General features: G+C 65.6%; 13 protein-coding genes and 1 pseudogene. 7 read left to right on the top strand and 7 right to left on the bottom strand.

What is annotated here, in order from left to right; genetic code table 11:
- The first annotated feature begins 194 nt into the window (after positions 1 to 194).
- From QE393_RS18945 to QE393_RS18930, 4 genes are all read left to right on the top strand, one after another.
- Positions 195 to 1,202: a methionine ABC transporter ATP-binding protein gene (locus QE393_RS18945; RefSeq protein WP_158889638.1), complete on the top strand. Its 1,008-nt coding sequence runs from the start codon at positions 195 to 197 to the stop codon at positions 1,200 to 1,202.
- Positions 1,202 to 1,867 carry a methionine ABC transporter permease gene (locus tag QE393_RS18940; RefSeq protein WP_017639302.1) on the top strand — a complete coding sequence of 222 codons (666 nt, stop codon included), beginning with the start codon at positions 1,202 to 1,204 and terminating at the stop codon, positions 1,865 to 1,867. Before QE393_RS18945 ends, QE393_RS18940 begins: the two co-directional genes overlap by 1 nt.
- A gap of 51 nt (positions 1,868 to 1,918) precedes the next feature.
- Positions 1,919 to 2,701, top strand: a complete 783-nt coding sequence (locus QE393_RS18935; RefSeq protein ID WP_371913873.1) for a MetQ/NlpA family ABC transporter substrate-binding protein — start codon at positions 1,919 to 1,921, stop codon at positions 2,699 to 2,701.
- 68 nt (positions 2,702 to 2,769) lie between these two features.
- Positions 2,770 to 3,546 carry a MetQ/NlpA family ABC transporter substrate-binding protein gene (locus QE393_RS18930; protein ID WP_273806946.1) on the top strand — a complete coding sequence of 259 codons (777 nt, stop codon included), beginning with the start codon at positions 2,770 to 2,772 and terminating at the stop codon, positions 3,544 to 3,546.
- Positions 3,547 to 3,735: 189 nt separating this feature from the next.
- Here the strand turns inward: QE393_RS18930 and QE393_RS18925 are convergent, their stop codons facing one another.
- Entirely contained in the window at positions 3,736 to 4,884 is a 1,149-nt protein-coding gene (locus QE393_RS18925) for an MFS transporter (RefSeq protein ID WP_273806957.1), read from the bottom strand.
- Between the two features lie 173 nt (positions 4,885 to 5,057).
- Here QE393_RS18925 and QE393_RS18920 point away from each other — a divergent pair, with 173 nt between their 5' ends.
- Complete coding sequence (locus tag QE393_RS18920) at positions 5,058 to 5,225, top strand: rubredoxin (RefSeq protein WP_007161456.1); 168 nt, start codon at positions 5,058 to 5,060, stop codon at positions 5,223 to 5,225.
- Between the two features lie 92 nt (positions 5,226 to 5,317).
- On the opposite strand, the gene QE393_RS18915 is transcribed toward QE393_RS18920, so the two are convergent.
- The 3 genes from QE393_RS18915 to QE393_RS18905 all read right to left on the bottom strand — a co-directional run bounded on the left by QE393_RS18915 (position 5,318) and on the right by QE393_RS18905 (position 8,483).
- A complete protein-coding gene (locus QE393_RS18915; protein WP_017639309.1) occupies positions 5,318 to 5,593 on the bottom strand; it encodes an HU family DNA-binding protein in 276 nt (91 codons plus the stop codon).
- Positions 5,594 to 6,005: 412 nt separating this feature from the next.
- Positions 6,006 to 7,565 (bottom strand): SulP family inorganic anion transporter, encoded by a 1,560-nt coding sequence (locus QE393_RS18910; RefSeq protein ID WP_273862593.1) that lies wholly within the window; start codon positions 7,563 to 7,565, stop codon positions 6,006 to 6,008.
- Positions 7,566 to 7,775: 210 nt separating this feature from the next.
- Positions 7,776 to 8,483 (bottom strand): carbonic anhydrase, encoded by a 708-nt coding sequence (locus QE393_RS18905; protein ID WP_133860378.1) that lies wholly within the window; start codon positions 8,481 to 8,483, stop codon positions 7,776 to 7,778.
- A 531-nt stretch (positions 8,484 to 9,014) separates the two neighbouring features.
- Here QE393_RS18905 and QE393_RS22650 point away from each other — a divergent pair.
- Positions 9,015 to 9,914: pseudogene (locus tag QE393_RS22650) on the top strand (MCP four helix bundle domain-containing protein); the annotation flags it as partial.
- Entirely contained in the window at positions 9,897 to 10,769 is an 873-nt protein-coding gene (locus QE393_RS22645; protein ID WP_405046310.1) for a methyl-accepting chemotaxis protein, read from the top strand. The pseudogene QE393_RS22650 and the gene QE393_RS22645, both read left to right, overlap by 18 nt.
- Positions 10,770 to 10,811: 42 nt before the next feature.
- On the opposite strand, the gene QE393_RS18895 is transcribed toward QE393_RS22645, so the two are convergent.
- The 3 genes from QE393_RS18895 to gloA form a co-directional block, all read right to left on the bottom strand.
- The gene (locus QE393_RS18895) at positions 10,812 to 10,934 is read right to left on the bottom strand and encodes a hypothetical protein (RefSeq protein ID WP_007161451.1); all 123 of its coding nucleotides are present in this window, start codon (positions 10,932 to 10,934) and stop codon (positions 10,812 to 10,814) included.
- Between the two features lie 155 nt (positions 10,935 to 11,089).
- Positions 11,090 to 12,718 carry a methyl-accepting chemotaxis protein gene (locus tag QE393_RS18890; RefSeq protein WP_273806943.1) on the bottom strand — a complete coding sequence of 543 codons (1,629 nt, stop codon included), beginning with the start codon at positions 12,716 to 12,718 and terminating at the stop codon, positions 11,090 to 11,092.
- Positions 12,719 to 12,914: 196 nt separating this feature from the next.
- The gene (gene gloA / locus QE393_RS18885; RefSeq protein ID WP_133860381.1) at positions 12,915 to 13,439 is read right to left on the bottom strand and encodes a lactoylglutathione lyase; all 525 of its coding nucleotides are present in this window, start codon (positions 13,437 to 13,439) and stop codon (positions 12,915 to 12,917) included.
- Positions 13,440 to 13,684 lie beyond the last annotated feature (245 nt).

Here is a 13,684-nt window from a genome sequence, read left to right as displayed (position 1 = left end):
CGAGAGCGGGTGTTCCGCTTGGCTGATACGAGGCGACGGGCTGTTCGCCTGGCGCCCGCCAGGATCTAGGCTGGCCATATGCCGTTATTGGCGTAATACCCGACAACAAGTGCTAAGCAGATATAAGCGCGCACGTTAAACTGCGCGGCTGGATCACCATCCTGTTGTCTGACGATACCCACAAGGTTTTTCCATTGATCGAATTCCACGCTGTCCACAAGACGTACCGCACGCGCGGTCGCGAGGTCGCGGCGCTCCAGCCGGTCGACCTGAGGATCGAAGCCGGCGAGATCTTCGGCCTGATCGGCCATTCGGGTGCCGGCAAGAGCACCCTGCTGCGCCTGATCAACCGCCTCGAAGCTCCCAGTGGCGGTCGCCTCCAGGTCGATGGCGCCGAGGTCACCACCCTGGGCTCGACCGAGCTGCGCGATTTCCGCCGCCGCATCGGCATGATCTTCCAGCACTTCAACCTGCTTTCGTCCAAGACCGTGGCGGCCAACGTGGCCCTGCCGCTGGAACTGGCCGGCGGCCGCTCGCGGGCGCAGATCGCCCAACGGGTCGAAGAGCTGCTGGCGCGGGTCGGCCTGTCCGACCAAGCGCGCAAGTACCCGGCGCAACTCTCCGGCGGTCAGAAGCAGCGCGTCGGCATCGCCCGCGCCCTGGCCACCGAGCCGAAGATCCTGCTCTGCGACGAGGCCACCAGCGCCCTCGATCCCCAGACCACCGCCCAGGTGCTGCAACTGCTCGCCGAACTCAATCGCGAGCTGGGCCTGACCATCGTGCTGATCACCCACGAAATGGACGTGATCCGCCGCGTCTGCGATCGCGTCGCCGTGCTCGATGGCGGCGCCGTGGTGGAGCAGGGCACCGTCGCCGATGTCTTCCTGCACCCGCAGCACCCCACCACCCGCCGTTTCGTGTTCGAGGCCGAGCATCAGGACGAGACCGAACTGGCCGACGCCTATGCCCATGTCGAAGGCCGCATCCTGCGCCTGACCTTCCGCGGCGAAGCCACCTATGCACCGCTGCTGGGCCACGTCGCCCGGGAGACCGGTGTGGACTACAGCATTCTCGGCGGTCGCATCGACCGCATCCGGGACGAGCCCTATGGCCAGCTCACCATCGCTCTGGTGGGCGGTGACCTGGACGCCGCCCTGGCTCGCTTCCAGGCCGCCGACGTCACCGTGGAGGTCCTGCGCTGATGGACGAACTCTTCAGCAACATCGACTGGGCCGAGATCTGGCAGGCGACCCAGGACACCCTGGCCATGCTTGGCTGGTCCATGCTCTTCACCCTGATCCTCGGCCTGCCGCTGGGCGTGCTGCTGTTCCTCACCAGCCGTCGCCAGTTGCTGGAACAGCCGCTGGTCTACGGCATCCTCTCCTTCGTGGTCAACGTGCTGCGCTCGGTGCCCTTCATCATTCTGCTGATCCTGATGATCCCCATCACGGTCTGGCTGATCGGCACCTCGCTGGGCGTCGAGGGCGCCATTCCGCCGCTGGTGGTGGGCGCCGCGCCCTTCTTCGCCCGGCTGGTGGAGACCGCCCTGCGCGAGGTCGACCGCGGCATCATCGAGGCGACCCAGGCCATGGGCGCCAGTCTCTGGCAGATCGTCACCCGCACCCTGTTGCCCGAGGCCCTGCCCGGGCTGATCGCGGCCACCACCGTCACCGCCATCGCCCTGGTGTCCTACACCGCCATGGCTGGGGTGATCGGCGGCGGTGGCCTCGGCGATTTGGCCATCCGTTTCGGCTACCAGCGCTTTCAGACCGACGTCATGGTGGTCACGGTGCTCTTGCTGCTGGTGCTGGTCCAGGTACTGCAGATGGTCGGCGATCGCCTCGTCGCCCATTTCAGTCGTCGTTGATTCGGGCTTCATCCACTTGAAGGTCTTGCACAAGGAAAATCCCAGATGTCGCTGAAACGTACCCTGCTGTCCCTGGCCTTCGGCCTAGGTGTCGCCACCGCCGCCCAGGCCGCCGAGACCCTGACCGTCGCGGTCAATCCGGTTCCCCATGCGGAGATCCTGGAATTCATCAAGCCGCAGCTGGCCAAGGAAGGCGTGGACCTCAAGATCAAGGTCTTCACCGACTACATCCAGCCTGATCGCCAGACCGATCAGAAGCAGGTGGATGCCAACTACTTCCAGACCAAGCCCTATTACGCCAGCTACCAGAAGAGCAACCCGAGCAGCGACCAGGTGCCGGTGGTGGCGGTGCACGTCGAGCCCTTCGGTGCCTATTCGCAGAAGATCAAGGACATCAAGGAGCTCAAGGACGGCGCCACCGTGGCCATTCCCAACGATCCGAGCAACTCCGGTCGCGCGCTCCTGCTGATCGCCAAGCAGGGCCTGATCACCCTGAAGGATCCGAGCAACGTCACCGCCACCCCGCGTGACGTCGTCGAGAATCCCAAGCACCTCAAGTTCAAGGAGCTGGAAGCCGCGACCCTGCCGCGCGTGCTGAACCAGGTCGACCTGGCGCTGATCAACGCCAACTACGCTCTGGAAGCCAAGCTGGTACCGACCAAGGACGCCCTCTTCATCGAGAGCGGCGAGTCGCCCTACGCCAACCTGCTCTACACCCGCGCCGACAAGGCCAACGACCCGGCCATCCAGAAGCTGGCCAAGGCCCTGACCACCCCCGAGGTGAAGCAATTCATCGAGAAGAAGTACCAGGGCGCCGTCGTTCCCGCGTTCTGAGCCTCAGCTCCACCGCCGTCGACGCCCGCAGAGGCGCCGACGGTTCCACCCCGCTTTAGGAAACTGCCATGAAGAAATTGCTCGCCACCGCCGCCCTGCTGGCCGCCAGCCTGACCGCCCACGCCACCGAGACCCTCAGCGTCGCCGCCACCCCGGTGCCCCACGCCGAGATCCTCGAATTCGTCAAACCCCAGCTGGCCAAGGAAGGGGTGGACCTGCAGATCAAGGTCTTCACCGACTACGTGCAGCCCAATCTGCAGGTGGCCCAGAAGCGCCTGGACGCCAATTTCTTCCAGCACCAGCCCTACTTGGATGAATTCAACAAGAGCCGTGGCACCGACCTGGTGACCGTCGCCCAGGTCCACGTCGAGCCCTTCGGCATCTATTCGCAGAAGATCAAGAAGCTCGACGAAGTCCGCGAAGGCGCCGTCGTGGCCATCCCCAGCGATGCCACCAATGGCGGCCGCGCCCTGCTGCTGCTGGAGAAGGCCGGGCTGATCACGCTCAAGGACAGCGCCAACATCCTCGCCACGCCCAAGGACATCGCCGAGAATCCCAAGCAGCTCAAGTTCAAGGAGCTGGAAGCCGCGACCCTGCCGCGCGTGCTGAATCAGGTCGATCTGGCACTGATCAACACCAACTACGCCCTGGAAGCCAAGCTCAACCCGACCCAGGACGCTCTGCTGCTGGAAGGCAAGGAATCGCCCTACGCCAACATCCTGGTCGCCCGCCCGGACAACAAGGACAGCGACGCCATGCAGAAGCTGGCCAAGGCGCTGAACACCCCGGCGGTGAAGCAGTTCATCGAAGAAAAGTACAAGGGCGCCGTGGTGCCCGCCTTCTAGGCGTTGCCTGACATGAAAAACGCCGGCCCAGTGCCGGCGTTTTTCATGGGGCTCAGCGGCGTTTCAGGGGCATGACGCCCACTCCCAGGCCAAAGGGCCGAAAGACCGCTTGCAGCGTCGCCAGGGTGGGATTGCCTTCGTCCGCCAATACAGTCCCGACATCCCGGCTCTAAAGCATAAATCCAGGCATCAAATTGCCGTTTTCACTGTAACCGGCGCGCTGCCTCGGCGGCCGACGATCACCAGCAGCACGGCGGCGCCGACGGCCATCAGCAGCGGCACGGCATGGCCGGTGAGCCACTGGCTGGCGGCGCCGGTGACCAGGGGGCCGACCAGGCAGCCGAGCCCCCAAAGCTGGGCGATGCAGGCATTGGCGCTGACCAGTTCGGCATCGCGATAGCGTTCGCCCACCAGGATCAGCGCCAGGGTGAAGAGACCGCCCGCAGTAGCGCCGAACAGTACCAGCAGCGGCCAGACGCCCGGGGTATGCAGCAGCAGTGGCAAGGCCAGGCTGACCGCCAGCAGGCCCAGGGTGCAGCCAAGGAACAGCCCCTGGCGCGAGAGGCGGTCGGCGAGCAGCCCCAGCGGCAGTTGCAGCAGGGCATCGCCCACCACCACGGCGCTGACCATGTACAGCGCCAGTTGCTGGCCGAAGCCCTGGTTGAGGGCATAGACCGGCAGCAGGGTAAGGATCATCGCTTCGAAGCAGGCGAACAGCGCCACCGCCCAGGCGATGGCCGGAGCGCCGCGGCAGAAGTCCAGCAGCGCTCGCCAGGCCGCGGTATGGCCGCTGGCCGCTGGCGCGCCCCGGCGACCGAGCAGCAGGGCAGCGCCGCCGAGCATGAGCAGGGCGCCGAGCCAGAAACCCTGGTCGCCCTCGGTCCCCAGCACCCCTAGCAGCAGCGGGCCGGCCAGCTGACTCAGGGCGTAGCTGCTGCCATAGAGGGCCACCAGGCGGCCGCGCCAACGATCGGTGATGACCTGGTTCATCCAGCTTTCGCCGAGCACGAAGACCAGGGTGAGGATGGCGCCCAGGGCCAGGCGCAGGAGCAGCCACAGCGGATAGCTGGGTAGCAGCGACAGCAGGATCAGCGAGGCGGCGCCGCTCATCAGGCACAGCCGCATCAATCGCGGGGTACCGATCCGCGCCGCCAGGCGTCCGGCCAGGCTGGCGCCGGTGAGGATGCCGAGGGCCGGCGAGGCGGCCATGACGCCGATGGCGAAGCTGCCATAGCCCCAGCCCTCCAGCCGCAGCGAAACCAGCGGCATCGACAGGCCGATGGCCAGACCGACGCTGATGACACTGCCCAGCACGGCGAAATAGATGGCCCAGGGCATGGGCGATGACGAGGAATTCATGGGCTCAGCCTAGCTGATGGAGACAGGGGGTGGACAGTCGCCAGGCGCAACCAGGGCGCTCTGGGTATCAGTCGGGCTCCGGCACGGTTGGCCTTTGCCAGGCTTTCGCGTAGCGTTCGCGCTACCTGAAGCCGGTTGGGAGATAACAGAACATGCGGAAATGGCAGTGCATCGTGTGCGGCTATATCTATGACGAAGCCCTGGGCTGGCCGGACGACGGCATCGCGCCGGGGACGCGCTGGGAGGATGTGCCCGAGGATTGGCTGTGCCCGGATTGCGGCGTGGGCAAGGGCGACTTCGAGATGATCGCCATCGGCTGATCACCCCGCTCCGCGTCCTCCACGCGGACACAAAAAAGGCATCGCAGAGGCGATGCCTTTTGGCTGCAGCGGCGATCCGTGCCGCCTCATGCTCAGCCTTCGATGCTGTCCTTCAGCGCCTTGCCGGGCTTGAACGCCACCGTGTTGCTCGCACGAATCTTGACCGGCTCGCCAGTCTGGGGATTCTTCCCCATGCGGGCACCGCGGTGACGCGGCAGGAAAGTGCCGAAGCCGACCAGGGTAACGCTGTCCTTGCGGTGCAGCGCATTCGCGATCTCATCCAACAGCGTGTTGAGCACGACGTTGGCCTGTTCCTTTGGAAGTCCGACTTTTTCAGCGATCACCGTCGCCAATTCAGGCTTGCGCATAGCTACCTCTCGTGGGGTCATTTTTAGCCGTGTGGGCGTCGCATGGCTTTCCTGGCAAAGCGATTACCCCCGAGATAGAGGGTGGCCCGACACAAAGATCGTTGGTGCGACAAAAGTCGAACCAGATAGCGTTATAAGGCAAACCCGAGAAGAGCGAAAGTTAATTAGCAGACTATTAGCCATTGGTAGGATGACCGATGCCAACTTGGGCATTTATCAGTCAATTCAGGGGCTTTTTGTGGACAGGATGTCCACTTTATGGAGTGGCCTTTGCATGGCACCAGGATGCTGCGAGGCTCTGGCAAGCCAGTATCGCGATCAGCGATCGTGCTGGCAGTCTGGCCTTGCGTCAGCGGACGCTGGCGCTGGATGAAGCGTGGCGGAGCGCCCCTTGGCCGCTCCGCCACCCGGATCAGGCCGGTGCCTGGGTCGGCATGACCGGTTGACCCGCCGGTGCCTGGCCTTCCAGGCGCCGCTCCAGTGCCTTGGGCTCGATCACCAGCCGCATGCCATTGCTGGCCTGGGTCCGTCCCCAGTCTTCCAGCAGTTCCATGCAGGCATGATCGATATAGGAGACGCGCTCCAGGGGCACGTGCAGGGTAGTGCCCGGCTTGACCTGCTCCAGCACCTTGGTCAGCTGGGGTACGCGCAGGAAGGTCGCGGCGCCCACCAGGCGCAGATCGGCCTGGTCCGGCTGGTCTTCGCGATAGGTCAGGCTGACCTTGAGCTGCGCCGCCTTGACCGCCAGGAAGGCGATCGACAGGCCAAAGCCCACCAGCACCCCGGTCAGCAGATCGGTGGCGACGATCATCAGGGCGGTCAGGGCATAGATGACCATGGGCGTCCGGCCATAGCGCTTGAGTCCGGTCAGCGACTTGGGATCGGCCAGCTTGACGCCGGTGAACACCAGCACGCCGGCCAGGCTCGCCACCGGCACCAGCTTGAGCACGAAGGGCAGGGCGGCGACGAAGGCCAGTAGCCAGAGGCCATGCAGGATGGCGGAGGCGCGACTGGTGGCGCCGGCCTGCACATTGGCCGAGCTGCGCACGATGACCCCGGTCATGGGCAGCGCGCCGACGGCGCCGCAGAGCAGATTGCCGATCCCCTGGGCACCCAGTTCGCGGTCGAAGTGCGAGCGCGGCCCGTTGTGCATGCGGTCCACCGCGGCGGCCGAGAGCAGGGTCTCGGCGCTGGCGATGAAGGCCAGGGCGAGGGCGGCCACCACCAGTTCGGCGTTGGCCAGCATGCCGAGATCGGCGAAGGTCACCCAGTCGATGGCGTCGGCCAGGTTGTTGGGTACCTCCACCCGGCGGATGTCCAGCGCCAGCCAGAGACTGGCCAGGGTCGCCAGGGTCACGCCGATCAGGGCGCCGGGCAAGAAGCGCAGCGTCTGTGGGCGAAATTTCTCCCACAGCCACATGCTGGCGATGGTCAGCAGCCCGATCAGCGCCGCCTGGGCGCCGCTGCCACTGCCGTTCCACTGACCCGCCGCGGTGAGGGCGGCGCCCGGGAAGGCCAGCAGGTTGGAAAGACCCGAGGCCGCCGGTTTGGCGTCCAGCATCACATGCAGCTGCGACAGCACGATGAGGATGCCGATGCCGGCGAGCATGCCGTAGACCACCGCCGGCGAGGTGACGCGGAACCAGGCGCCCAGTCGGGTGAAGCCGGCGATGAGTTGCAGCAGGCCGGCGAGCAGCAGTACCGGGCCCAGCGCCTCGATGCCATGGCGGTTGATCAGGTCGAACACCAGCACCACCAGGCCGGCGGCCGGACCGCTGACCTGCAGCGGCGAGCCGGCGAGAAAGCCGACCACCAGGCCACCGATGATGCCGGTGATGATGCCCTTGGCCGGCGGCATGCCGGAGGCGATGGCGATCCCCATGCACAGCGGCAGGGCGACCAGAAACACTACCAGTGAGGCCAGGGCGTCGCGCGACAGGTTGCGCCCCGGGGTCTGTTGATTGCCAAGCATGGTCCTGGTCCTCCAGCGACTAGGAAAAAGGGTGCCCGCGCGTCATATCACGTCATATGACACGGTTCGGGATTCAGGCGGCTAGCGGCTAGGGTGGACGATCCCGATGGAGCCCCAGGTGGGATAGTCCTGCGCGGTGCGCTGTTATGGCGAGGGGGCGAGCGGCCCGTCTCGGAGTGGCCAGCCGGCGAACCGGCTGGCCGCGGTGGATCAGGCCGGTTGCAGGCGTGGACGCGGGGTGGCGACCGGCATGTTTTCGCCATCCAGGGGCAGGAAGCGCTCCTGTTGGGCGTCGTACGCCTTGATCTCGCTGGTCTCGATGGAATAGACCCAGCCGTGGATCTGCAGCTGACCGCTGGCCAGACGCGACGCCACCGAGGGGTGGGTGCGCAGGTGGACCAGCTGGGCCACCACGTTTTCCTCGGTGAGGAAGCCCAGGGTGCCGCCGTGGCCGCAGTCGCAATGGCCATGGTCTTCGACCACGGTACGGGCGACCTCGGCATGGCGCAGCCAGACCTTTACCGTCGGCATCTTTTCCAGCGGATCGGGATTGAGTACGGCTTTCATGGCGCCGCAGTCGGAGTGGCCGCAGATGATGATGTGCTTCACGCCCAGGGCCACGACCGCGTACTCGATGGCGGTGGAGACGCCGCCGTTCATCTGGCCATAGGGGGGCACCACGTTGCCGACGTTACGGGTCACGAACAGATCGCCTGGCGAACTCTGGGTGATCAGTTCCGGAACGATGCGCGAGTCGGCGCAGGTGATGAACATGGCCTTGGGCGACTGCGCACTGGCGAGTTTCTTGAACAGCGCTTCCTGTTCGGGAAAGACATCCTGGCGGAAACGCTTGAAACCATCGACCAGCTGCAGGAGGGCCTCGTCGGGTGCGCCGAAGGTATCCGTGTTGTCGCTCATCTGTTTCTGACCTCTTCTCAAGTACGCAATGGCAGCGGCAAGCGCTGGTTAGTGGCTAGACGCCCCCTGGCATCGCCTCGATACGCCCCGGCCCTCTTGGGCGCTGGTGGCTTCATTGTCTGGCGGTCCATCGCGTATCCGGGCAGCGTCCTGGTACCCGGCAGGTCATCTTGGTGACCTCAACCTTAATCCACGCTGAAACAATAGCGCGTGACGGACAACGCAGAAGATATTTCAAACTTATACTGAGATCATCCAGCCATTATCGCAGCACGATCAGCGCATTTAGCCCTTTTATCGACACGAAGGTGGAATTTCGCCGCCGAATCGCGTTTTTCCCCGTGAAGAAAACGTGAATTGCGATAGCCGAGAAGATTTCTTTGGTGATCAGTGGCTTGCGAGAGATGTGCAAAAATGTGAACACAATGCCGCTGGGGCAAATCGAGCGTCTTTCGCCCGCTTTGCATCCAGCCTGTGATCTGCGGCACAGTGCCGCAGCCTAGACCTTTCGGCAGGCTTTCAATAGTCCCAATGCCCTATAGGACAAGGGTTTGCTGCCTTTGCTCGATAGCGGCGCAGAAATCCGGTCCGACAACGGACTTCAGGATTTGCACGCTGCGGTCGATAGCGGGGGCTTTCCAGGCTCAACGGAAACTCTCCATGTCCTTTCGCAATCTCTCCATCGCGCGACGTGCCACCCTTGGTTTCGCCTTTATCGGTCTGCTCCTGCTGCTGCTCGGCGGCACCGCCCTGGTCAAGATGAACGACATCCGCGCCTCGGGTCTGGCCATCGAGGACCGCGCCATGCCGCGCGTGGCCGCGCTCGACGAGCTGACCGCCCTGACCCTGCGCCTGCGGGTGCTGTCCTATCGCCTGCTGCTCAATCGCGAGCCGGAGATCATCGCCAAGACCCAGGCGCTGTTCCAGCAGCGCAACGGCCAGATGCGCGCCGCCCAGCAGCGCTACGAGGCGCTGATCCAGTCCGACGAAGAGCGCACCGCCTACAGCCGCTACGGCCAGTTGATCACCCAGTACGACGGTCTGCAGCAGCGCATGCTGGCGTTCTCCACCGCCGATCAGCTGGAGCCCCTGCGCCGCCTGCTCAACGAAGACCTGCTGGCCAACTCCGATGCGGTCAACGGCGTGCTCAAGCAACTCACCGACCTGGTGGATCAGCAGACCGCCGCGGCCAACGCCCAGTCCGCTGCCGACTATGGCCATGCCATCCAGTGGCTGGTGCTGCTACTGGCGGCCACGGCGCTGCTGACCGTGGTCTTCGCCTGGCTGCTGATCCGCAGCATCACCCAGCCCATCGCCCGCGCCGTGCAGGCCGCCGAGGTGATCGCCACCGGCGACCTCAGCCAGGAAATCCACAGCGAAGGCCGCGACGAGGCCGCGCGCCTGCTGCAGGCGATGAAAACCATGCAGGGCCAGCTGCGCCAGACCCTGCAGGGCATCCTCGGCTCGGCCACCCAGCTCGCTTCGGCGGCGGAAGAACTCAATGCGGTGACCGATGAATCCAGTCGCGGCCTGCAACGCCAGAACGCCGAGATCGAACAGGCCGCCACCGCGGTGAACCAGATGTCGTCGGCGGTGGACGAGGTGGCGCGCAATGCCGTCAATACCTCCCAGGCCTCCCAGGAGTCGGCCGGCGTGGCCCGTGACGGCCGCGACCTGGTGCAGGAAACCGTAGGCGCCATCGCCACCATGAGCGACGACGTCCAGCACGGCGCCACCCTGGTGGGCGATCTGGCGGTACAGGTCAACGACATCGGCAAGGTGCTCGACGTGATCCGCAGCGTGGCCGAGCAGACCAATCTGCTGGCGCTCAATGCCGCCATCGAGGCGGCGCGCGCCGGTGAAGCGGGTCGCGGCTTCGCCGTGGTGGCCGACGAGGTGCGGGCCCTGGCCCATCGCACCCAGGAGTCGACCCGCGAGATCGAGACCTCCATCGGCACCATCCAGCAGGGCACCGATCAGGCGGTGGCGGCCATGCGCAGCAGCACCGAGCGCGCCCAGTCGACCCTGGAAGTGGCGCGCGGCGCCGGCCATGCCCTGGAGCGCATCCATGGCGCCATCGGCGGCATCAACGAGCGCAATCTGGTGATCGCCAGCGCAGCGGAAGAGCAGGCCCAGGTGGCCCGCGAAGTGGATCGCAACCTGGTGAACATCCGCGAGTTGTCGGTCCAGACCGCCGCGGGTGCCGAGCAGTCCAGCGCCGCCAGCGCCGAGCTGTCGCGCCTGGCCGTGGACCTCAATGGCCTGGTCACGCGCTTCCGCCTGTGAGCCAGACGGTTCCGGCCGCTTCGGTGGCCGGACGCTGCGGCCCTAGCCGGGGCCGAGCAGTTGCAGCACGCCGGTCAGCACCACCAGCAGACCCAGGGGCGAGGCGAGAAAGGACAGCAGCAGGCACCTCAGGCGAGGGCCGCGCGGGGTAGGGCAGGTCGTCATGACGTCAGGCAGCTCCGTGGCGAGAACGGGCGCCACGCCTGGCGCCCGGGCGAATTTTCTCCTGTAGCGGCGGCGACGTCATGCCAAGAAAACGTAAAGTTGGGTAAAGCCGCGGCTACCCCGGGACGCCTGTTCCCGGGTAGTCGCCTGGCGGGTCAGACGCGGAAGCGCGCCGCCAGGCCGTGGATCTCGCGGGTCAGTGCGACCAGCTGGCGACTGGAGGTCTCGATCTGGTCGGCGCCGCGCTTGGACACGCCCGCCAGTTCGCGGATGTTGATCAGGTTGCGATCCACCTCCCGCGCCACCTGGGCCTGTTCCTCGGCGGCGCTGGCGATGACCAGGTTGCGCTCGTTGATGTCGCCGATGGCGACGAAGATGTGCTCCAGGCTCTGGCCGGTCCGCTCGGTGGTTTCCAGGGTGGTGCCGGCCAGGGTGTTGCTGCGCTGGATGGCGGTCACCGCCTGACCGGTGCCGGCCTGGATGTTGCCGATCATCTGCTCGATCTCCAGGGTCGACTGGCGGGTGCGCTGGGCCAGGCTGCGCACCTCGTCGGCCACCACGGCGAAGCCACGGCCGGCGTCGCCGGCGCGCGCGGCCTCGATGGCGGCATTGAGCGCCAGCAGGTTGGTCTGCTCGGAGACCGCGCGGATCACGTCCAGCACCTTGCCGATCTGGTTGGCCTGCTGCGCCAGGCTGGCGATCACGGTTTCGCTTTCGTTGACCGTGGTCTGCATGCTCTGCAATTCACTGAGCACCTGGGCCACCTGGCCGCGACTGCCAGTGGCCAGGCGATCGGATTCGCGGGCGGTATCCGAGGTGGAGGCGGCATTGCGGGCCACCTCTTCCACGGCGGTGGTCATCTCGGTCACCGCCGTCACGGCCTGTTCCAGTTCCTGCTGTTGCTGATTCAGGGTGCGGTTGCTCTGGGCCGTCACCTCGCCCAGTTCCTGGGCGGCGCTGTCGAGTTGCTCGGCGGTGCGATTGAGCTGGGCCAGGGTGTCGCGCTGGCGGCTCTGCAGGGTGGCGAGGCCGGCGAACAGCTGGCCGATCTCGTCATGGCTGCGCACCTCGATACGGCGGGTCAGATCGCCTTCGCTCATGGCGGCGAAGTGCTCGCCGGCTTCGTTGAGCGGGGCCAGTACCCGGCGGGCGATGAACCAGCCGGAGAGTACCGCCAGCAGCAGGGTCAGACCGACCAGCAGCAGGCTGCCGATCTGGGCCTGGGACACGCGACTGTCGGAGGCGGCGAGGGTGGCTGCGATACGGCCGGTGATCTCGTCGGTGAAGGCCTGGCGGGTGTCGGCGAAGGCCGTGCTGGCCCCCTTGGCCCCGTCGCTGATACGGATGTAGCCGGGCAGGTCGCCGGCCCGGCAGGCGGCGATCTGTCCTTCGACGATGACCTTGTAGGCGTCGAAGGCCTTGAGCATGGCTTCGATCTGGCCGCTCAGCTTGGGATCGCTGACGCTGGCCTGCATGTCGGTAATCAGCTTGCGGGCGATGTCCAACCGCTCCAGCGCCAGCTTCACGCCTTTCTCGGCCTTGGCCGCATCGCCGTTGACCCGGTCGAGCATGGCGGTATGAGAGTTGGCGCTGGCGCGGCTGATCCAGGTGGCGGCGTTGTTGACCTTGTCCAGCTGTTCCATGGTCAGACTATCCAGGTCGCGGACCTGCTGGGCACTGGTCCAGGCGCTGAGCCACCCATACAGGCAAGCCAGCAGCAGGCAGGCGACGAACAGGCTGAGCACGCTGTACATCCCGGTACGAATTCTTGTTGTTTTGTTCATGTTGGGCTCTCTGACGACGTCGCTGGCTGGGGTGCGCAATACGACTTTGGTAAGGCTTTTCGCCAGCAGTACGCCAAAGGCATGAGCAGGCGTCGATGGCCTGGAGCCAGTCGGTATCAGTTAAGCGCCGAAAAGTCGTCGGATGTCTTCAGAAGGACAGGCAGGGTGGGCCCGACGGACGCCGGGCCCGGAGGGATCAGGACAGCGGGGTGAACTGGATGACTTCGACCCAGTAACCATCGGGGTCCTTGATGAAGGCGATTTCCTTCATGCTGCCGTCGGTCAGGCGCTTCTGGAAGGCCACGCCCAGTTGCTCGAAGCGCTCGCAGGCGGCGCGGATGTCCGGGACCGCCACGCAGGTGTGGCCGAAGCCGCGCGGATCGCTGTTGCCATTGTGGTAGCTGAAGCCGGCATCGTCTTCGGTGCCGTGGTTGTGGGTCAGTTCGAGAATGCCCGGGGTGGACTTGCGCCAGTGCTGGCGGGCCTGCGGATCTTCCGGCACCTGGTTGCGATCGACCAGGGCAAGAAAGGTCAGGCTGAACTTGGCGTCCGGGAAGTCCTTGTGATCGACCACGGTGAAACCCAGCACGCGGGTGTAGAAGTCCAGCGAGGTCTCCAGGTTCTTGACCCGCAGCATGGTGTGGTTGAAGACGAACTCGCGGGTGGCGGCGTCGGGCTGGGCGGTCACGCCCGGCAGGTTGTCGAATTGGCTCAGCGACATCAGAAGTCTCCGGTGAAGGGGTGTGGAAATTGGAGAGGCGGCCCCGCGCAACGTTCCCGGCGGGAAAGGCGCCTGGGCGGTCGCTCACGAAAAAGGGCGGGAAGTCTAAAGGCTTCCGGAACCGCTGCCCAAGGCTTCCTGACGCTTCTGGCCGTTGCGCTGTGCGACGAATGGTCGAAACCACCCAGCTAGACCCGCAGTCGGATTTTACAAGCGCACTGCCTGTGCGATCCCAAGGAGACTGA

It is taken from the genome of Pseudomonas sp. SORGH_AS_0211, assembly GCF_031453455.1.
In the GTDB taxonomy this organism is placed as follows: domain Bacteria; phylum Pseudomonadota; class Gammaproteobacteria; order Pseudomonadales; family Pseudomonadaceae; genus Chryseomonas; species Chryseomonas aestiva.
This window is presented reverse-complemented; position numbering and strand designations above follow the sequence as displayed.

Bases quoted from the DNA above. Each gene is read 5' to 3' on its own strand.
- QE393_RS18940 (WP_017639302.1), top strand. From the start codon at position 1,202: ATGGACGAACTCTTCAGCAACATCGACTGGGCCGAGATCTGGCAGGCG.
- QE393_RS18930 (WP_273806946.1), top strand. From the start codon at position 2,770: ATGAAGAAATTGCTCGCCACCGCCGCCCTGCTGGCCGCCAGCCTGACC.
- QE393_RS18925 (WP_273806957.1), bottom strand. From the start codon at position 4,884: ATGCCCTGGGCCATCTATTTCGCCGTGCTGGGCAGTGTCATCAGCGTC.
- QE393_RS18920 (WP_007161456.1), top strand. From the start codon at position 5,058: ATGCGGAAATGGCAGTGCATCGTGTGCGGCTATATCTATGACGAAGCC.
- QE393_RS18915 (WP_017639309.1), bottom strand. From the start codon at position 5,593: ATGCGCAAGCCTGAATTGGCGACGGTGATCGCTGAAAAAGTCGGACTT.
- QE393_RS18910 (WP_273862593.1), bottom strand. From the start codon at position 7,565: ATGCTTGGCAATCAACAGACCCCGGGGCGCAACCTGTCGCGCGACGCC.
- QE393_RS18905 (WP_133860378.1), bottom strand. From the start codon at position 8,483: ATGAGCGACAACACGGATACCTTCGGCGCACCCGACGAGGCCCTCCTG.
- QE393_RS22645 (WP_405046310.1), top strand. From the start codon at position 9,897: ATGAAAACCATGCAGGGCCAGCTGCGCCAGACCCTGCAGGGCATCCTC.
- QE393_RS18895 (WP_007161451.1), bottom strand. From the start codon at position 10,934: ATGACGACCTGCCCTACCCCGCGCGGCCCTCGCCTGAGGTGCCTGCTG.
- QE393_RS18890 (WP_273806943.1), bottom strand. From the start codon at position 12,718: ATGAACAAAACAACAAGAATTCGTACCGGGATGTACAGCGTGCTCAGC.
- gloA (WP_133860381.1), bottom strand. From the start codon at position 13,439: ATGTCGCTGAGCCAATTCGACAACCTGCCGGGCGTGACCGCCCAGCCC.